Source organism: Streptomyces sp. NPDC001508 (assembly GCF_040298665.1).
GTDB lineage: Bacteria > Actinomycetota > Actinomycetes > Streptomycetales > Streptomycetaceae > Streptomyces.
Map to the genome: position 1 here is coordinate 17950 of NZ_JBEPAP010000057.1, position 18610 is coordinate 36559.

The following is an 18610-nucleotide window of genomic DNA, read 5'->3' on the forward strand; positions in this document are numbered from 1 at the left end:
CACCATGAGCATTCCCAAGACCAGCACCGTCATCGGCGCAGGCAGCATGGGGCCCGGCATCGCAGCGCTGCTCGCCCGTTACGGATCGTATGTGCGCCTCAACGACGTCAGCGAAGAGGCCCTGGCGCGGGCGGAGGGGATGTGTGCCGCCGCCGTCACCCACCTCGACCAGCTCGACGTGCCCGTCACACCGGGCGGATCGGTCACCGTCGAAGTGGATCAGGCGAAGGCGCTCGACGGTGCCGACCTCGTCATCGAGGCGGTCCCGGAGCAGCTCGCGCTGAAGAAGACGGTGCTCGGCCGGATCGAGGCCGCAGTCGGCCATGAAGTGATCATCGCGACCAACACCTCCGGTATCCCGATCTCGGACATGGCCGTGGACATGGCCCACCCCGAGCGCCTGATCGGTATGCACTGGTCCAACCCGCCGCACCTCATCCCCATGATCGAGGTGGTGAAGGGTGAGCGCACCGACCCGGCGGTCCAGGAGCGGCTCGTAGGCATCGTCAAGGCCTTCGGCTACGAGGCGGTCGTCGAGAAGGAGGTGCCGGGCTTCATCGAGAACCGCGTGCTGTATGCCGTCCTGCGCGAATGCATGGCCCTCGTCGAGGAAGGCGTTGTCTCCCAGCAGGACATGGACACCTGTGTGAAGTGGGGCATCGGCTACAAGCTCGCGGTCATCGGCCCGATGCGTCTGGTCGACATGGCCGGGCTCGACATCTACCAGGCCGTGGCCACCTACCTCAACCAGGACCTGTCGAACGAGACCGGCGTCTCCTCCCTCGTCACCGGCCTGACCGGCCAGGGCAAGCTCGGCATGAAGACCGGCGGCGGACTGTACGAGTACGCCGAGGGCGAGGTCGCCGCCAAGCGCGCCGAGATCGTCGCCGGACTGGTCGGCGTACGCAAGGCGCTCTCGGCCATCAAGCCGGTGTGAGCGGCCGGGTGAGTCCGATGACATTCGACCCGCAGCAGTCCGGGCCGGGGGTGGGGGATGTCCACCGCGTGTCCGCCGGGGAGATCGAGCTGTGCATCCGCGACCTGGGGCCGCGCGACGGGCCCACGGTCGTCCTGCTGCACGGCACCACCGCCAGCCTCGGCGTCTGGGACGGCGTCGTGGCACGACTGGGCGGATCGATCCGTACGATCGCCGTCGATCAGCGCGGACACGGCCGCAGCGACAAGCCCGCCACCGGGTACGGTGCAGCCGAGTACTGCGGCGACGTCCTCGCGCTGCTGCAGCGGCACGCGCGCGGCCCGGTGGTGGCGGCCGGCCACTCACTCGGCGCCCGCAACGCCGTGGTACTCGGCGCGGCACACCCCCACGCCGTGGCGGGCGTCGTGGCCGTCGACTACACGCCGTTCGTGGAACCCGGGGTGCTCGACGACCTCGACACCCGGGTCCGCGGCGGCGACCGCACCTTCACCTCGCCGGCCGAGATCGAGGCGTACCTCCGCGAGCGCTACCCACTGCTGCCGGCCGACGCCGTAGGCCGCCGCAGGCAATACGGCTACGCCGCTGCCGGCGCCGGCCTCCGGCCGCTCGCCGACCCTGGTGCGATGGTCCGTACCGTCGCCGGCCTGCGGCAGGCTTTCACCGCCGAGACCCGGAACATCCCGGTGCCCGTGACCTTGATACGCGGCGAGCACAGCAGGATCGTCTCGCCCCGCGCTTTCGCCGCCACCAGGGAGCTGCGCCCGGACTTCCGCGCCGTGCAGCTCCCCGGGCTCGACCACTACGTGCCGGAGGAGGACCCCCGGTCCGTCGCAGACGAGATCGTTCGCATGCTCGACCGGACGGGCTGAGCCGCCCGCTCCACCGCCGAAGGAAAGCACCGACATGCCCCTGAACATCAAGGACCTCGCCGTCACCGCCCTGGACTTCGGACCTGGCGAGCGCATCCCCGACAAGTTCGCCGCCGACCACGGCAACGCCGCCCCCCGGCTGGAGATCACCGGCGTCCCGGCCAAAACGGTCGAACTCGCCCTGATCGTCCACGACCCCGACGCGCCACTGCCGCAAGGCTTCACGCACTGGGTTGTCTACGGAATCGACCCGGCGGCCCCCGTCGTCCCCGCACAGGGCGGCACGGCCGTCTACCGCGAAGGCCCCACATCCCTTGGCACACGTGCCTATACGGGCCCTCAGCCACCTCCGGAGCACGGCAGGCACCACTACTATTTCTGGGTGTACGCCCTCGATACCGCCGTCAACGGTGAACCGACAAGGGAGGAGTTTCTCAGCGCGTATGGCAACCACGTTATCGAGCAGAACCGGCTCGTCGGCACATACTCGGCTTGAGGCATCCACGGTGACCACGAACACGAAGGGGCAGGCGCACAGTGTCTGAAGGGCGGGAGAGGACCCCCGGCGTGGACAGCGCCCGGCGGGTGCTGAAGGTCCTTCTCCTCTTCACCGAGAAGGGGCCGGAGCTGAGCGTGGAGGAGATCGCCCACTCCGTGGGCATCTCCGTCCCCTCGGCCTACCGGTTCGTCTCACTGCTGCGGGAGATGGATCTGGCGGAGGACAACGGCAGGGGGACCTATGTACTCTCCCCGCGCGTCTTCCTTCTGTCCCGCAGCGCCGAACAGGCATTCCCCTTGTCGAAGGTCCTGCACCCGTTCGTCGAGCGGCTGTCGAAGGTCACTGGTGAGGCCGCACTGGTCATCCGGCGCGTGGGAGACTTCGCGACCTGTGTGGAGATGAGCCATCCGGAGCACACGATCCGGCTGTCGTTCGAGCCCGGGCAGATCATGAGCCTGCACCGCGGCGCCGGCCCCAAGGTTCTGCTCGCCTCCATGGGAGAAGCGTGGGCACAGCGCTATTTCGACCGGCTCCGGCCGCCGCCGCCGGCCGCGGAGCGCGACCAGGCCTTGGCCAGTCTGCCCGGCATCGTGGAGCGAGGCTGGTCGAAGAGCGAGGCGGAGGTGGACGAGGGCGTCTGGGCCGTGGCCGCGCCGATCAAGGCAGCCGACAAGGTGGTGGCCGCGGTGACCGTCGCCGGCCCGCAGTTCCGTATCGACGAGGACCAGGCCGAACACATCACGGAACAGGTGATGTCAAGCGCGGCCGAGCTCTCGCAGTCCCTCAGCACCTGGCGGCGGTGAAACGCCTCCTGGGCATGGCCAAGTCGCTGGTGTGACCGGCGGGTTGGGGCGTGCGGAGGTGCGGCTGGCCCGAGAGGGGTGCCGGTCCGCCGGTCGTGGCCATGCCGGTGACGGTCCTTCAGAGAGGAATCGTTCGGTCATCTCGGCGCGATGGTCACTGAACTGTTTTCATCCTGTCCCGTAGGGGTGAAAGGGCAGGTCAGCGGGGTGGTGTGACGAGGCGAGGCTCCTGGTCGTCGCGGTGGTGTTCTCTACGCACCACACATCGTCCGAGGAGCCTCGCTTTCCACTTCTACACCTGCGGTAGTGAGGCGATGATGCTGGCGTCCTCCCACCGGCCGCCGCCCTCCTCGGTGGCGCGACGACGGCACCAGACCATCCACGACCTGCTGCGCCGGCAGGTGCGGGAGAAGACGCCGCCGCACCTGCACCTTCGTACGAGCCGGCCACCCCCCGCCGTTCGTCGTGGATGTCGGCGGCACGGCGAAGCAGGTCAAGGTGCCGGTCGGGCCCCCGCTCGTCCTCGGCAGCCTGCCATTCGAGTCCGCCGAGGTCCCACTCGACGCCGGCAGCCTGATCGCCCTCTGCACCGACGGACTGCTTGACGCCCACAAGCGGGACCTCGACGAAGGGCTGGACCGATTGCGCACCGCCCTGGCCCGACCCTGTCCATCGCTGGAGGACCTTGCCACAGCGTGATCGCCGATATGCCGGCCGAGCACCCCGATGACATCGCGCTGGTCATCGCCCGCACCCGGCCCCTGGACACCGACGATGTCGCCACGAGGGAGGTCCCCGCCGACACGGCGGCCGTCGCCGACACTCGATCCTGGGCGGCGGACCGGGCCACATGCGCCCGGCCCGCGTCTCCGACGTAGGCGGACGCGGGCTGCTCCTGGTTGCCCAGCTGACCCACCGCCGGGGCACCCGCCACAACCGACAGGGTTGGTTCCGGCGAACTTGCCATGGCACCGTGGGGGGTCGGGTCAGGCCGAGCGAGCGGTGAAGATCGCGGCGGCGCCGGCGGGCAGTCGGTAGCTGTACGTCGTGTCGCCCCACGGGACGTCGAACGTGGCGGTGCTGTTGCCGGAGTTGTAGACGGCTGTCAGCCGGGTGCCGTCGGGCAGTGCCGCAGTCTTGCGCTGAACAGCCATGGTCTCGCCTGCACTTGAGGCAGCCTTGCCGCCCGGAGCGAGGACGGACAATTCGTGGATGGACCACCAGCTGCCGGAGCCGGCCTTGTTGGTCACCCGGATGTAGCGGGCGGTGGTCTCGGGCAGCAGGATCCGGGCCACGGTGCTGCCCGGCCCGGTCGCGATCGGCTTGCTCCACGTGGTGCCGTCGTCGGAGGTGGACACCTCGAACTGGCGGACGTAGTCGCCGGACGAGGCGGTGGTGTCCAGGACGACCTGGTTGAAGGTCTGGGTGGAGCCGAGGTCGACCTGGAACCAGTCCTCCGACTGCATGCCGTGGCCCACGCTCCAGCGCGTGGCCGGGTCGCCGTCGATGGCCTGGGACGGCGGGTCGTCCGAGCTGCTAGCGGAGGCTGTCGCCTGCCAGCCGTCGCGGGACAGGGCCGTCTCGCCGGTGGGCGGGGTGAGGGAGGCGCCGGCGGGCAGGGTGTAGCCGACCCAGTCGCCGCCGAGGCGGACCTGGTGCTGCCGGGCCACAAGGCTGCTGTCGTAGCTGATCAGGGCCTTGCTGCCGTCAGGGTTGTGGAAGGGGATGTCGACGGAGCCGATGGCGGCGGGGGCGGTGCTTCCGCTCTGGTTGCCCGTCCAGGTGAACGTCGCGGCGGCTCCCGCGGCCAGCGTGTAGCTGAAGTGGCGATCTCCCCAGCCGACGGTGAAGGTGCGGTCGGTGGAACCCGAGTTGTAGGTGACCAGTGCGGTGGAGCCGTCGGGGTTGGTGAAGGCGACGTCCTCGATGCTGCCCTTGCCGAGGGTGTTGGAGGCGACCCGGCGCGCGCCCGGCTGGACGAACTTGCTGGCCTGCGCCAGCCCCCAGTAGTCGGCCGTCGGCGTGTACGTCCACTTGCCGTCGGTGTTCCGTGCGACCGTCACCACCGGGCGGCAGTCGCTGCATCCGTTGTTCGTGGGGCCGCTGTCGGCGTCCAGGGCCATGTTCCAGCGGACGCTGCTCCGCGCCCAGTTCCGGGGGGCGTTGATGACGTTGTCCATGGTGCCGGCGAAGCCGTCCTGTTCGTCGCCCTCCCAGGCGCCGCCGGAGCACTCGGTCTGGAAGGCGGGCTTGTTGGGGTAGTCGTTGTGGGCGACGGTCTGCGCCGTCACCTCACCGGCATAACAGTGCCAGGCCGTACCGGCGACGCTTTGGGCTGCGGCCGGGTCGGCGTACAGGGACTCGGGGTAGCTGGTGACGTCCCAGTTGTGGTCGTAGCCCAGGATGCGGGTGGACAGGCCCTGAGCCTTGAGCGTCGGGGCGAGGTAGTCGGTGGCGAAGGTCTTTTCCTGGTCGGCGGGCATGGCCATGCCTGGGTAGGTGGAGGGCTCGTACAGCGGCTCGTTCTGCGGGGTGACGTAGCGCACCGGCACCCCGGCCGCCGCGTACGCCTTGAGGAATTTCGCGAAGTAGTCGGCATACGCCTGATAGGCGTCCGGCTTGAGCTGCCCCGTGACCATCGAGCCGCTGGTCTTCATCCAGCCCGGTGCGCTCCACGGGCTGGCCATGACGGTCAGCTGCGGGTTGATCCGGCCGGCCTGCTTCAGCAGGGGGATCGTGTACGCCCGGTCGTGGTCGACGCTGAAGTGGGCGAGCGTGGGGTCGCTCTGGCCGGCGGGCATGTCGTCGTAGGAGTAGTTGCCGCTCACGGTGAAGTCGCTGGCGCCCATGGGCTGACGCAGGAAGCTCAGGCCGATGCCGTCGCGGCGGCTGAACAGGTCGCGCATCAGGGCGTTGCGCTGCGTGGTGTCGAGTTTGGTGCCGACCAGCCAGGCGGAGGAGTCGGTGAACGAGGCCCCGAAGCCGGCCATGGACTGGTACGCGCGGTTGGTGTCCACGGTGATCGCCGAGCCGGAAGAACCGGCCGGTGCGGGGCCGGCCTTCCAGGTCACCGGTGACTGCTTGGCCAGGTGGGTGCCGGTGGACAGGTCGGTGAGCCAGACCTGTGCCTTGCCGGGTGCTGGAGCGGCTAATGCGGGTGTGGCTGCCGACAGGACGGAGAACGTGGTGAGCAGGGTCGTGGCGGCTGCGAGAGCGGCCCGGCGCCGTTGCCGGAGGACGGGTTTCACGGTGCGGCTCCTTACGTGGGTTGCAGAGCTGGACTGCGGTGTGCGAAACCGGCGGGTGGGGGCGGTCAGGGCGCCGGAGCAGGGGTCACCTCATGCCGGTGGTGGCGATGCCGGCGACGAAGTGGCGCTGGAAGAGCAGGAAGACGATCATCACCGGGAGCAGGACGGCGACGCTGCCGCCGAGCAGGACGCCGAAGCGGGTGAAGTCCTGTCCGCTACTGGCCAGGGCCAGGCCGACGGGGAGGGTGTACTGGTCCTCGTTCTGGGCCACGACCAGTGGCCACAGGAAGTTGTTCCAGGAGCCGAGGAAGGTGATGATGCCCAGGGTGGCGAGGGCCGGCCTGGTCAGCGGCAGAATGATCTTCCAGAAGATGGCCAGTTCACGGCAGCCGTCCACGCGGGCGGCGTCGATGAGTTCATCGGGCAGGGTGGAGATGAACTGCCGCATCAGGAACACCCCGAACGGGGCGGCCAGGAACGGCAGGATCAAGCCGAGCAGCGAGCCGGTCAGTTTCATGTTGGCCACCAGCACATACAGCGGCACGAAGGTAACCAGACCCGGCACCATCAGCGTGGCGATGACCAGCGTGAACACCGTGCGCCGGCCACGGAATTCGAGCTTCGCCAGGGCGTAGCCCAGCATCGAGCAGAAGAGCAGGTTGCCGGCGGTGACGGCCAGGGCCACGATCACCGAGTTGGCGAACATGGTCGTGAAGTCCAGGCTGCTGAACAACTGCCGGTAGTTCGTGAACGTGGGTTGCGTGGGGATCAGGTCGGGCGGGACCTTGCGGATGTCGGCCTCGGGCTTGAAGGAGCCGGACAGCATCCACAGGAACGGTGTGATCATCAGCAGCAGGCAGCCGAAGAGCGGCACATACAGCCAGGGCCGGCCCCAGGCCTGTCGGATGCGGCGACGGCGCAGGGCCCGGTCGGTGTCTGCGGGTGCGGTGCGAGGGCGGGCGAGGGTACTCATGGCGGTCAGTCCTTGTCTCGCAGCACGCGGAACTGCAGGACGGTCAGAGCGACGATGAGGACGAAGACGACGTAGCCGGCCGCGGTGGCCATCTCGTAGTTGCCGTTGCCGAACTGTTTGTAGGCGTACAACGTGGCCGACAAGGTCGAGTCCAGGGGTCCGCCGTCGGTCATCACGAACGGCTCGTCGAAGAACTGCAGATAGCCGATGCCGGTGGTCACAGCGGTCAGCAGCAGAGCGGGGCGCAGAAGCGGGAAGGTGACCCCCCAGAACCGCTGCCAGGGCCCGGCGCCGTCGAGTTCGGCCGCCTCCATCAGGGACCGGGGCACGGACTGCAGACCCGCCAACATGATGATCATCACCGTGCCGAGGTTGCGCCACACCGCCATCACGATCATGACGGGCAGCGCGAATCGGGTGTCCGCCAGCCAGGCCGGCCCGTCGATCCCGAACCAGGCAAGCACGGTGTTCACCAGCCCCGCCCGCGGTTCCAGAAGCGTCTTCCACACCACGGCCACGGCCACGACGCTGGTGATCACCGGCAGGTAGAAGCCGACCCGGAAGAGGGCCCGGAAACGGCGGATGCCGCTGTTCAGAACGACCGCCGCGGCCAGCCCGGCGGCCAGCGTCAGCGGCAGACCCACCAGGACGAACACGGCCGTGTTGCGCAGCGCATGAACGAACTGCTCGTCCTCGAACAGCCGGACGTAGTTGTCGAAGCCGATGAATGACACGTTCAGCGGGGTCCGCAGGTCGGCGCTCTGCGTGTCGGTCAGGCTCATCAGCATCGACCAGACGACCGGCAGCAGCATGAAGGCGAGGAACAGGACGAGGAACGGGGCCGCGAGGGTCCACGCGGCCCGGCTCTGGCGACCCTGTGCGGCGCGCCGCAACCGCGGTGAGACGGTTCGGCGGCGGGCCGCCGACCGCTCGCCGCCGGGGTCGCTCTTCTTGGTGCCCTGCCCGGCAACGGTGCTCGTGGGCATGGTTGTCATCCGTCCGTACGAGGGATAGGCGCGCGTCGCCGGTTCAGCGGCCGGTGCCGATACCGGCGGCCTTGGACTGCAGGGTCTTCTGCGTCTCGGCGAGGGTGGACTTGCCGTAGGCGAGCTTCTCCAGCTCGCTGTCGATCGTGTCGGCGATCTGCTGCCAGGTGGTGATGGACGGCGGGGCCTTGGTGACCTTCAACTGAGTTTCGAAGGCGGCCATCTTGGGGTTCCCGCTCAGCTTGCCCTCCGACCAGGACCGGGCGACGGCGGGCAGGTTGCCGGTGGCGTCCGCGTACGTGGCGAGGTTCTCGGGGGCGGTGAGGAACTGGACGAACTTCCATGCCGCGTCCGGGTTCTTGGCGTCCTTGAACACCGCCAGGTCGCTGCCACCGGCCAGCCCGGCGGCCTGCTCGCCCCTGGGCAGGGGCATGGTCTGCCACGTGCTGTCCAGCGCGGGCGCGTTGAGGTGGAGGTTGCCGCTGGTGCTGGCGCCCTGCTGGACGGTGCCGATCAGTCCGTTCTGGAAATTCTGCCCGGAGTCGGTCTTGTCGTTCGGTGACAGACCGTCCTTGAAGATGCCGCTGTAGTACTCCAGCGCCTTGGCGACCGCGGGCGAGTCGAACGTGAACTTCTTGGTGCCCGAATCGTAGATGTCCCCGCCCTGCTGCCACACCAACGGCAGCCAGAACAGCCAGGAGTTGAAGCCGGTCTGTAACTGCGTGGCGTGGCGCAGCTTGGGGTTCTGCTTGCCCACGGTGGCCTGGACGGCCTTCAGGTCCTTCAGATAGCCGGCCCAGTCATCGGCCGGGGCACCCTTGATCCCGGCCTTCGCGGTGATGTCGGTGCGGTAGTAGATGACGGAGGTGTCGGCGATGAAAGGTACGCCATAGGAGGCGTTCTTGTACTTCGTGGTGTCCCACTGGCCCGGGAAGAACGCGGATGCCTTGAACGAGGCGGGGGTGGCCTGGAAGCCCTTCATGGCCGCCATCTCGGCCATCCAGGTGGAGCCGATCAGCGACAGGTCGGGGGTGTTGCCGCCGGCGATCGCGGTGGTCAGCTTCTCGTGCGCGGCGTCCCACGGCACCGCGGTGATCTGCACCGTGACGCCCGGGTTCTGCTGCTCGAACTTCTTCGCCAGGCTCTGCAGGTCCTTGTCGGCCTTGTCGCCCATGGACCACATGACGAGCTTGCCCTTGGCCTTGCCGCCGCTGATCTTCGCCGGCGCGTCGGCGGCCGCGGAGTCGTCGCTGCGGCCGCAGCCGGTGGCCAGCAGGGCGGCGGCGACGGTGACGCAGGCTGTCCGGAGGGTTCTGGTGGTGGGACGGGTCGTACGCATGGGTGCGGCTCCTTGCTGTCGAGCTGGTGAAGAAGCAGGGGGTGGTGCAGGGTTGAGCAGACGACGGGTGGGTCAGCGGGTGGCGTGGAACTCGCCGTCGCGGACGGTCACTTCGGCCGTGAGGCGCAGATCGCGGCTGGAGCGTCCGACGTGCAGCCGGTAACGGCCCGGCGGGGTACGCCAGCGGCCCCTGCCGGTGTCCCAGACCTGAAAGGCGCGCGCGGGCACGCGCAGGTCGGCAGCGGTGCGCTCGCCTGCCGCTGCCTGGACGAGCGTGAAGCCGGCGAGCAGGTGCACCGGCCGGTCGGGCCCGTCCTGGGGCGGCTCCAGATAGACCTGGACGACCTCACGACCAGCCCGTGGCCCGGTGTTGGTCAGATGCACGGTGAGTTCGAGCCCGTCTCCGCCCGCGGGGTCGGGCAGATCGGCGGAGACGGACGACTGTGAGAGGTCCACGGACTCGTACGACCATCGGGTCCAGCCGAGTCCGTGGCCGAACGGGAAGGCCGGGACGAGACCGCCCTTGTCCCAGGCCCGATGGCCGATGTGGACGCCCTCGCCGTAGTGCACGATGCCGTCACGGGGGCGAGCGTCGGGGACGGGGACGTCCTCGGCGCGGGCGGGCAGCGTCCAGGGCAGTCGGCCGGACGGCTCGATGCGGCCCAGCAGGACGTCGGCGAGGGCGTGCCCGGCCTCCTGGCCCGGCAGCCATGTCCAGAGCAGCGCGGGTGCCTCGTCGGCCCAGGGCAGCAGCACGGGGGCGCCGGCGTTGACGACCACGATGGTGCGCGGGTTGGCGGCGAGCACGTTGCGGACCAGTTCGTTCTGGTGGGCGGGCAGGTCGAGAGTGGTGCGGTCCCAGCCCTCGGACTCGACCTCCTCGTTGGTGCCCACGACGACCACGGTCACATCGGCGGCCTGGGCCGCGGCGGCGGCTTCAGTGATCTCCTCGTACGGCGTCGGCCCCGGCGGGGCGTGGCGCAACTGAGCAGTGACGAAACGGTCGTAGCCGCCCGGTTCCACCACCGTGAGGTCGATGGCAAGGGCGATCCGACGCGGCTGGGGTCCCACCACGAGGTCAATGCCGCGCAGCGGCGGGTTGCTGTGGGTGGAGTCGAGGATCAGCTCCACGCCCCGGTCGTCGTCGCCCGAGAGGACCTCCTCGCCGTCGACGCTCACCTGGTAGCGGCCGACGCACCCGATCTCCAGGCGGTGCGTCCCCGGCTCGGTGAGGGTCAGCAGCGTGCGCAGCACCACGCGGTGCGTCTTCGGCCCGAAGCCGCGGTATCCGCTCCAGTCGCCTAAGGGGCGGATCTCGCCGCCGACACGGTTGCCGCAGGCGGTGAGGTGGTCGGCGCGCACGCCGGCTGCGCCGGTCTCGGGATCGGTGATCAGCGCGGCGGACAGGTACGGCGGGCGCTGACGGGAGTCACCGCCCCGGTGCACACACAGACGGACGTGCTCGGGGAGCGCGGCGCGCAGCCCGTCCTCGAACGACACCGTGCGCACCGCCGGAACGAAGGCGCTCCCGCCACCCTGGAGGTACGGCGCCACGGCGTTCGGGCCGATCAGCGCGACACTGCGGATTCCTTCCGGTGCCAGCGGCAGCAGGCCGGCATCGTTGCGCAGCAGCACCATGCCGCGGGCGGCGACCTCGCGCAGGAGACGGAAATCGGCCTCTCCCGGTGCCTTGGGGACGGCAGGCCGTGGCGAGTCGGTCCCGGGTGCGCCGAGCCGGCCGGTGTGCCGGGCCAGGCGCAGCAGCCGTAACACCTTGTCGTCGATGAGCCGCTCGTCCACCTCGCCCGCACGGACGGCTTCGATCAGGGGCTCGCCCCACAGCGGGTCGGGTCCGGGCATCACCAGGTCGAGGCCGCCGAGCGCCGAGGCGACGGTCGAACGGGTGGCGGCCCAGTCACTGACCACGACCCCGGAAAGACCCCACTCCTCCTTCAGCACCTCGCGCAGCAGCCGCGCGTTCTCGGTCATCGGCGCCGACTCGATGCCGTCGTCGACGCCCGAGTAGGCGGCCATCACACTCCACGGCTCAGCCTCGGTGAGGACCTGCTCGAACGGGGCGAGGTAGACCTCGCGCAGGGTCCGCTCGTCGAGCCGTGAGCGGTAGCGGGTGCGGTCGGTCTCGGAGTCGTTGGCCACGAAGTGCTTCAGGCACGCACCCACGCCCTGGCTCTGCAGACCGCGTACGAGGGCGGCGGCAAGGGTGCCGGTGAGGAGCGGGTCCTCGGAGAAGTACTCGAAGTGCCGCCCGGCCACCGGGGTGCGCTGCAGGTTCACCACCGGGCCCAGGACGACGTCGACACCCTTGCGGCGCGCCTCCGTGGCGAAAAGCGTGCCCAGCCGCTCGGCCAACTCGGTGTCCCAGGTCGCTGCCAGTGCGCTGGGCGCCGGGGCCAGCAGGCCGGTGGCGGCCGGATCGTCACCGGTCCCGCGCACTCCCTGCGGGCCGTCGGACATAGTCACCGCCGACAGTCCGAGGCGGGGCTCGGCCGGGAGTCTCCACAGGCTCGCACCCGTCAGCAGCCGGACCTTGGACTCGAGATCCAGGGCCCGGATGTGGTCGGACAGCGTGGTGTCATCAGGGAGGGCAGGGCGGCTCATGCTCGTCCTTCCAGGCCGCAACGCGGCACGCAGCGGGCGGAACGGGAGCAGGAAAACACACTTACTAAGTACTTAGTAAGTCCTTGTCCGTAAGATATTTCCCGGGTTTGATGGGCACGTGAGCACTGATGGACAGCCCCGTAGACTCCGCACGATGAGTGAGAGCAGGACGAACGAGGTGCGGCAGCCCCGCACAGGAAAGAGCCTCAAAGCGCAGCAGCGGCGGCAGGAGATCCTGCGGATCGCCGTGGACACCTTCGCCGCCCGCGGCTACAACAACGCCTCCCTGCAGGAGATCGCCGACCGCGCGGGAGTCACCCAGGCCGGCGTCCTGCACTACTTCCGCTCCAAGGCCCAACTGCTCACCAGCATCCTGGCACTGCGCGACGAAACCGACATCGAACAGCTCGGCCCCGAACGCCCCCGGGGCCTGGCCTTCCTGCGTCACCTTGTCGACACCGTCCGCCGCAACACCGAACGGGAAGGCATCGTCCGGCTGTACGCCGTCCTGTCGGCGGAGAGCGTGACCGAAGGCCACCCCGCGCAGGACTACTTCCGCGACCGCTACGCCGGACTGCGCATCTTCGTCACCGAAGCCCTCGCCGAAGCACGCGAACTCGGCGAGATCCAGGCGGACTCGAACCTCGAAGACGCGGCCAACGCGATCATCGCCGTCATGGACGGCCTACAGGTCCAATGGCTGCTCGCCCCCCAGTCGGTCGACATGGCCGCCTCCACCGACCGCGTCATCAACGCACTCCTGGCAGATCTCACCGAGCCGGGCGACTGAGAGCCTGTCGGGTGGCCGATCGCCGCGCACCGCGAGGTCATGCCGTCCGTCGAGCACCGCTCCTCGAAGTACTTGAACAACCGGGCCGAGAACAGCCACCAGCCAACCAGGCAGCGTGAGCGCGCTATGAAGAGCTTTTGTTCCAGTGGAGCTGCCCAGAGGTATTTCGCCGCCTTCAGCCGGATCTCACCCCACTTCCGGCCCCGACGGCATCTGATGACAGCGAGTGACTACCGTAGGGAGATGATCCACCGGTCCGGCATCTGGAAAACCGTCACCGGCATGCCCAGCCCCGCCTGCACGACAGGGGCCATCAGGCCCGGCCACACCCTCAGCACACCTCAACGACCAGCCACACCGACAACTTGACGGCGCCTTGCTGGTTCATGGTTGTCCTTGTCACGACTGGCTCGGGTGGGCGTGGACCTCAACGAACTCGACGAGGACGCCGCCAAAGGATTTCGGGTGGGCGAACGCGACGAGGTGACCTCCGCCGCCGGTGCGGGGCTCGGGGTCGACGAAGCCGATGCCGTGCTCGCGGAGTTCGGTCATCGTTGCTGCAATGTCGTCGACTTCGAGGGCGATGTGGTGCAACCCGGGGCCACGACGGTCCAGGGACCGTTTCACGACACCGTCGCTGGTCGCCTCCAGCCCTTGAAGAGAGCAATTGCCGACGTCGATCATGCGCTCCGTGAACCCGGAAGCCCGTTCAACGGTGACCACATGCAGGCCGAGGACGCGCTGGAACGTCTCGACGAGACTGGCGCCCTGGCCCTCAGCGAACGCAACGTGGTGAAGGCCAAGGACTCGACTGGAGTTGAGCACGTCAGATGGCCTTTCGGTCGAATGGTTCGGCGAGGGCCGACGGGACGCGTGCGTGACCGACGAGGCCGGCCAAGGCGCCGAGGCTGAGCAGGTAGGGCAGTGCCAGCCACAGCTGCGCTGGAACCGTCAGGTGGACACCAAAGACAGCGATGGCGGCAATGGCGACGGCACCGATAATCGGGGGTGCGGTCTTCATCGGCACGAAGCCGCGGCGGCGGGTGGAGATGAGCGCGAGGACGAGCACGATTGCGGCGAGGACGTACCAGACGCTCCCGGGTACCGACGACGCGCTCTGAAGGCGCAGTTGGAGTGCGTCCGCGGCACCGAAGAGCATCGCGGCGAGAACTGTGCCGCGTGGTGTCCACTTGCCGAAGACGACCGCCGCGAGCGCGAGGAACCCTCGCCCGCCGGTCATGCCTTCGATGAAGATGCCGACCTGGACGACGGTGAGGAACGCGCCGGCGAGACCGGCGAGTGCACCCGCGGTGAGTACGGCCGAGTATCTGACGATGTTGACGTTGATGCCGGCGGTCTCGACCGCTTCGGGAAGTTCGCCGGACCCGCGGACTGCGAGCCCCCACCTGCTTCGGTACAAGGCCCACGCGATCGCAGGTATCAACAGGTAGGCCAGGTAGGTGACGACTGACTGGTCGAACAGGGGTTTGCCGATGACTGGGAGGTGTGAAAGGCCGGGGATGGCAATCGATCCCATCCGGTCGATCGATACCTGGCCGCGGTCCGGGAACACTTCGCGGTTGAGGAAGATGGCGACGCCGGCACCAATGAGGTTGATTCCGACGCCGACCACGATCTGGTCTGCCCGGAACGTCACCGACAACACAGCCATGACCAGTGCGAGCGAGATGCCCCCGGACATGCCAGCGACCAGACCGAGCCATGACGAGCCGGTCCGCTCGACCACAAGGAATCCGAAGAATGCTCCGAAGAGCATCATGCCTTCGAGGCCGACGTTCATAACGCCTGCGCGCTGGGAGACGAGTTCGCCGAGCGCGGGAAGCAGGATCGGCACAGCGAGCGCCAGAGCCGCACCTAGAAGTGCTGCGTCGAACGGGCTCATCTCAGATCACCTCTGCCGTAACGAGCTTGGCCGTCGGCGGCTTGGTTGCGTCGACCCGGCGCGCTTGGGATTTCTGCAACAGGAACGTCGAACCGGCAACCAGGACGATGACCAGACCCTGAGTCACCATGACCAGCCCGGTAGGGACACCTACGCGAGCCTCCATCAGGCCGCCGCCCTGCTTGAGGAACGCGAACAGCAGAGCGGCGGGCACGCACCCCATGGGACTGTTGCGAGCGAGCAGGGCAACCACGATGCCCTCGAACCCGTAGTTCGCCGAGAAGTTGTCGGCCATGTTGCCTGCCGGGCTGGACGAGATGAGCGAAGACCCTGCGAGCCCCGCGAGGCCTCCCGAAGCAACCATGGCGAGCGCGGCGACCTTCGTCGTCGAGATGCCGGAGTAGGAAGCGAAGTCCTTGTTGGCGCCGGTGAGGCGGAGCCGGTAGCCGACCCTGGTGCTGGAGAGCACCCAGGCGACCACGATGGCGGCGAGCGGTACGAGGATGATGTCCCAGCGCAGGTTGAGGGACTCGATGAGGGGCCAGCGAGCCGAGTTCGCGATCGGCGCCGTCTGCCCCAGGGTGTGGCTCGGTTCCTCCAATGGGCCGGTCACCAGCCAGCTTATGACCTGGATCATCACGAAATTCAGCAGCAACGTCGAGATGATCTCGTTCACCCGCCGCTTCGCCCACAGCCAGGCGGCAATTCCAGCCCACACGGCACCACCGACGACGCCGCCGACGACCAGCAGCGCCAGATGCATCACCGCCGGCAGTCCCGTGACCTTCAGGCCGATGACGGCGGCACATGCGCCACCAGCGAGGATCTGGCCCTCGAGGCCGACGTTGATCCGTCGCACCGAGAATGCCAGGACCCACCCGAGCGAGGCCAGGGTCAGCGGCACCGATTTGGCGAGCATGGCGCCGAACTGGGTCTGGCTGCCGAAGCTCGCGTCGATCATCGCGCCGATCGCGTCGACGGGTGACTTGTCGGCCGCAGCGACGATCGCCATCGACGCGACCAGGGCGACGACGACCGCAGCAGCCGAGATGGCTATGGAGGTCAATGCATCCCGAGTTCGAGGACTCATGCCGGCACCTCATCGGAGTGGGTGATCATCAGGCGTCCGATGCGTTCGACGCTCGCTTCGGCGGCGTCGAGGACGGCGACGATGCGGCCGCGCGCCATGACGGCGATACGGTCGGAGAGCGTGAGGAGCTCCTCCATCTCGGAGGAGACGAGGAGGGTTGCACCACCCGCGGCCCGGTGTGCGTTCAGTTCGCTGTACACGTACTCCATCGCGCCGACATCGAGCCCGCGGGTCGGCTGGGAGGCGATGACCAGGCGCGGCCGGCGGCTGAGTTCGCGAGCGATGACAACCTTCTGCTGATTGCCGCCGGACAGCTGCCGCATACGCACGCCGGTATCAGGAACGCGGATGTCGTACTCGGCGATCAGCTGCTGATGCCGCTCCTGTATGGCATGACGCCTGCGCAGTCCGCGGTGGAAGAGGCCCGGATTGTTGAGTTCCTTGACGAGCAGGTTCTCAGACACCGAAAGCGAGAGGGCGACGGCGTTACGGTGGCGGTCTTCGGGGATGACCGCGACTCCGTGAGCCGCGAGGTCGGCGGGTGTCGAGCGGCCGACTTCGTGGCCGGCGAAGACCACGGTCCCCGAGTTGGCCTGACGGAAGCCGCAGGCGACGTCCACGAGATGGGACTGGCCGTTTCCTTCGATGCCGGCGATTCCGAGTATCTCGCCGTCGCGGACCTCGAGAGAGACATTCTGGAGGCGCAGCCGGCCGTCGCGGTCGGTGACGGACACGTCGGTGAAGGTGAGGGCGGGCGCGCCGAGTTCGGGAGGCCGGCGGTCCTGCCGGAGGCGTACTTCGCGGCCCACCATCATCTTGATGACGTCGTCAGGCGTGGTTTCGCCGGTGGGCACAGTCCCGATAAGTCGTCCGTCGCGAAGGACGGTGCAGCGGTCGGCGACGCTGAAGACTTCGTCGAGTTTGTGGGTGATGAGCACAATCGTACGGCCCGCATCCGCCAATGAGCGCAGCACCTTGGAAAGGTGCTGCCATTCGCTCTTCGTGAGCACTGCGGTCGGCTCGTCGAATATGAGGATCTCAGTTTCCGTATAGAGCAGCTTGAGGATCTCGACGCGCTGGCGTTCGCCGACGGACAGGTCCTCCACCAACGCATCGGGGTCCACTCCGAACCGGTAGGCATCCGCGAGTTCACGAATTCGGCTTCGCACCCGGTCGAGGCCGGAGCCGGCAGCGAGCCTGCCTTGGACGCCGAGGGCCACGTTCTCGGCGACAGTCATGTCCGGAACGAGCATGAAGTGCTGGTGGACCATGCCGATGCCCAGGCTCTGGGCATCGCGTGGGCGGCGAATCCTCACATCCTGCCCCCGCACGCGGATTGATCCCGCGTCCGCCGATGCCACGCCCCCCACGATCTTCATCAGGGTGGTCTTGCCGGCGCCGTTCTCGCCCAACAGCGCGAGCACCTCACCCTCAAAAACCTGGAGGCTGACGTCATTGTTGGCGACGACACCGGGGTAGGCCTTGTGGATTCCCACGAGCTCGAGGCAGATCGTGCGGCGATGGTCGATGGCGGATGCGGGATCGGACATGGGTCAGCCCCCCTCCGGCATCGTGATCTGGCCCGAGTTGATCTTCTTGGCGACCTGATCCGCCACAGACTGGAACACCGTGCTGTTCGGGCACATGGTCAGCTTCTGGATCTTCGGTTCCTCGAGGGCATACTTCTTCGTGCCTGCGGGCAGCTTCTTGGCGAAGTAGTCGTTGAGGATGGTCTCCACGAGCTGCTGATTGTTCTGGTAGTCGTACCCAATGATCTGGTTGCTCTCGTTGCACCGGTCGGTCGTCGGGTTGAAGACCTTGACGTCGTTGCCGGAGTCCTTGATGGCTTGCAGGACGCCCGGGAGGCCCGCGTCAACGAAGGCGTAGATGACGTCGACACCGTCGGCGATCTGGGCGGCTGCGGCCTGCTTGGCCTTCGCAGCGTCGCTGAAGTCGCCGACGGTCACGTGTGAGTACTTGATGTCGGCCCGCTTGGCCTTGGCGCCGGCCTCGAAGTCGATGTCGGACTGGCTGGTCGGCGGGATAGCTGCTCCGCCGATGAAGCCGACTGCACCGGTCTTGGACACCTGGGCTGCGATGACACCGGCGACGTAGGCGGGCACACCCTGGAGCATCTGGTAGGCGTGCAGGTTGGAGATACCGTCCTGGACGACACCACTCATGACGAATGTGGTGTCGGGGTGCTGCGGCGCGACGCTGTTGGCGCCGGCGACGAGGGCGCTGCCGCCGCCGATGACCAGGTCGTTGTCAGCAGCAAGGTTGTTGAGCGCGTCGGCTATGTCAGACGGGTCGGTCAGATTGTCGACCACCGAAACCTTGAGGTTGAGCTTCTTCTCGAGCGCCTGAACTCCTTCGAGGTACGTCTGGTAAAAAGCACCGTCGTTGCGGGGGCCCGCGAGTGCCACACCGACCTTGACGGCGCTACCGTCGGACGACTTGCTGTCGGAGCTGCCGCAGGCGGCGGTTCCGGCCAGGGTCAGGGTCGCGACTGTCGTGGCTGCGACCAGGAAGCGAACTCTCACCTGACATCTCC

The 18610-nt window shown here is 68.1% G+C and carries 16 protein-coding genes and 2 pseudogenes; 8 read left to right on the plus strand and 10 right to left on the minus strand.

Annotated features, from left to right (window positions below; genetic code table 11):
• Positions 1–4 precede the first annotated feature (4 nt).
• From ABT245_RS35200 to ABT245_RS35225, 6 genes and pseudogenes are all read left to right on the plus strand, one after another.
• Entirely contained in the window at positions 5–937 is a 933-nt protein-coding gene (locus ABT245_RS35200) for a 3-hydroxyacyl-CoA dehydrogenase NAD-binding domain-containing protein (protein WP_351741879.1), read from the plus strand.
• Between the two features lie 17 nt (positions 938–954).
• A complete protein-coding gene (locus ABT245_RS35205; protein ID WP_351741882.1) occupies positions 955–1806 on the plus strand; it encodes an alpha/beta fold hydrolase in 852 nt (283 codons plus the stop codon).
• A 34-nt stretch (positions 1807–1840) separates the two neighbouring features.
• Complete coding sequence (locus ABT245_RS35210) at positions 1841–2302, plus strand: YbhB/YbcL family Raf kinase inhibitor-like protein (RefSeq protein WP_351741885.1); 462 nt, start codon at positions 1841–1843, stop codon at positions 2300–2302.
• Positions 2303–2373: 71 nt separating this feature from the next.
• Positions 2374–3108: an IclR family transcriptional regulator gene (locus ABT245_RS35215; RefSeq protein ID WP_351741887.1), complete on the plus strand. Its 735-nt coding sequence runs from the start codon at positions 2374–2376 to the stop codon at positions 3106–3108.
• A 390-nt stretch (positions 3109–3498) separates the two neighbouring features.
• A pseudogene (locus ABT245_RS35220) lies at positions 3499–3807 on the plus strand (SpoIIE family protein phosphatase); the annotation flags it as partial.
• Positions 3804–3986, plus strand: a complete 183-nt coding sequence (locus ABT245_RS35225; protein ID WP_351741890.1) for a hypothetical protein — start codon at positions 3804–3806, stop codon at positions 3984–3986. The pseudogene ABT245_RS35220 and the gene ABT245_RS35225, both read left to right, overlap by 4 nt.
• Positions 3987–4094: 108 nt before the next feature.
• Here the strand turns inward: ABT245_RS35225 and ABT245_RS35230 are convergent, their stop codons facing one another.
• The 5 genes from ABT245_RS35230 to ABT245_RS35250 form a co-directional block, all read right to left on the minus strand.
• Positions 4095–6356, minus strand: a complete 2262-nt coding sequence (locus tag ABT245_RS35230) for a discoidin domain-containing protein (protein ID WP_351741892.1) — start codon at positions 6354–6356, stop codon at positions 4095–4097.
• Positions 6357–6441: 85 nt separating this feature from the next.
• Positions 6442–7329 carry a carbohydrate ABC transporter permease gene (locus ABT245_RS35235; RefSeq protein WP_351741894.1) on the minus strand — a complete coding sequence of 296 codons (888 nt, stop codon included), beginning with the start codon at positions 7327–7329 and terminating at the stop codon, positions 6442–6444.
• A gap of 5 nt (positions 7330–7334) precedes the next feature.
• Positions 7335–8324 (minus strand): carbohydrate ABC transporter permease, encoded by a 990-nt coding sequence (locus ABT245_RS35240; RefSeq protein WP_502982256.1) that lies wholly within the window; start codon positions 8322–8324, stop codon positions 7335–7337.
• A 34-nt stretch (positions 8325–8358) separates the two neighbouring features.
• Positions 8359–9654, minus strand: a complete 1296-nt coding sequence (locus ABT245_RS35245) for an extracellular solute-binding protein (protein WP_351741899.1) — start codon at positions 9652–9654, stop codon at positions 8359–8361.
• Between the two features lie 72 nt (positions 9655–9726).
• Positions 9727–12273, minus strand: a complete 2547-nt coding sequence (locus tag ABT245_RS35250; RefSeq protein ID WP_351741901.1) for a beta-glucosidase — start codon at positions 12271–12273, stop codon at positions 9727–9729.
• Positions 12274–12427: 154 nt separating this feature from the next.
• Between ABT245_RS35250 and ABT245_RS35255 the strand changes: the two genes are divergently transcribed.
• Entirely contained in the window at positions 12428–13063 is a 636-nt protein-coding gene (locus ABT245_RS35255) for a TetR family transcriptional regulator (protein ID WP_351741904.1), read from the plus strand.
• 45 nt (positions 13064–13108) lie between these two features.
• Positions 13109–13432 (plus strand): annotated as a pseudogene (locus tag ABT245_RS46300) (DDE-type integrase/transposase/recombinase); the annotation flags it as partial.
• Positions 13433–13462: 30 nt separating this feature from the next.
• On the opposite strand, the gene ABT245_RS35265 reads toward ABT245_RS46300, so the two are convergent.
• Genes ABT245_RS35265 through ABT245_RS35285 form a run of 5 tightly spaced genes read right to left on the minus strand, consistent with a single transcriptional unit; the run spans position 13463 to position 18599 of the window.
• Positions 13463–13888, minus strand: coding sequence for a VOC family protein (locus ABT245_RS35265; RefSeq protein ID WP_351741906.1), 426 nt, complete (start codon positions 13886–13888; stop codon positions 13463–13465).
• Between the two features lies 1 nt (position 13889).
• A complete protein-coding gene (locus tag ABT245_RS35270) occupies positions 13890–14966 on the minus strand; it encodes an ABC transporter permease (RefSeq protein WP_351741909.1) in 1077 nt (358 codons plus the stop codon).
• Between the two features lies 1 nt (position 14967).
• Complete coding sequence (locus ABT245_RS35275; protein WP_351741911.1) at positions 14968–16056, minus strand: ABC transporter permease; 1089 nt, start codon at positions 16054–16056, stop codon at positions 14968–14970.
• Positions 16053–17606 (minus strand): ABC transporter ATP-binding protein, encoded by a 1554-nt coding sequence (locus tag ABT245_RS35280; protein ID WP_351741914.1) that lies wholly within the window; start codon positions 17604–17606, stop codon positions 16053–16055. The genes ABT245_RS35275 and ABT245_RS35280 overlap by 4 nt, the downstream gene beginning before the upstream one ends.
• Positions 17607–17609: 3 nt before the next feature.
• A complete protein-coding gene (locus tag ABT245_RS35285) occupies positions 17610–18599 on the minus strand; it encodes a BMP family ABC transporter substrate-binding protein (RefSeq protein WP_351741916.1) in 990 nt (329 codons plus the stop codon).
• Positions 18600–18610 lie beyond the last annotated feature (11 nt).

What these genes read in the sequence shown, in the direction of transcription:
- ABT245_RS35200 (WP_351741879.1), top strand. Translation starts at nt 5, where the DNA reads ATGAGCATTCCCAAGACCAGCACCGTCATCGGCGCAGGCAGCATGGGG.
- ABT245_RS35205 (WP_351741882.1), top strand. Translation starts at nt 955, where the DNA reads ATGACATTCGACCCGCAGCAGTCCGGGCCGGGGGTGGGGGATGTCCAC.
- ABT245_RS35210 (WP_351741885.1), top strand. Translation starts at nt 1,841, where the DNA reads ATGCCCCTGAACATCAAGGACCTCGCCGTCACCGCCCTGGACTTCGGA.
- ABT245_RS35235 (WP_351741894.1), bottom strand. Translation starts at nt 7,329, where the DNA reads ATGAGTACCCTCGCCCGCCCTCGCACCGCACCCGCAGACACCGACCGG.
- ABT245_RS35240 (WP_502982256.1), bottom strand. Translation starts at nt 8,324, where the DNA reads ATGACAACCATGCCCACGAGCACCGTTGCCGGGCAGGGCACCAAGAAG.
- ABT245_RS35245 (WP_351741899.1), bottom strand. Translation starts at nt 9,654, where the DNA reads ATGCGTACGACCCGTCCCACCACCAGAACCCTCCGGACAGCCTGCGTC.
- ABT245_RS35250 (WP_351741901.1), bottom strand. Translation starts at nt 12,273, where the DNA reads ATGAGCCGCCCTGCCCTCCCTGATGACACCACGCTGTCCGACCACATC.
- ABT245_RS35255 (WP_351741904.1), top strand. Translation starts at nt 12,428, where the DNA reads ATGAGTGAGAGCAGGACGAACGAGGTGCGGCAGCCCCGCACAGGAAAG.
- ABT245_RS35270 (WP_351741909.1), bottom strand. Translation starts at nt 14,966, where the DNA reads ATGAGCCCGTTCGACGCAGCACTTCTAGGTGCGGCTCTGGCGCTCGCT.
- ABT245_RS35275 (WP_351741911.1), bottom strand. Translation starts at nt 16,056, where the DNA reads ATGAGTCCTCGAACTCGGGATGCATTGACCTCCATAGCCATCTCGGCT.
- ABT245_RS35280 (WP_351741914.1), bottom strand. Translation starts at nt 17,606, where the DNA reads ATGTCCGATCCCGCATCCGCCATCGACCATCGCCGCACGATCTGCCTC.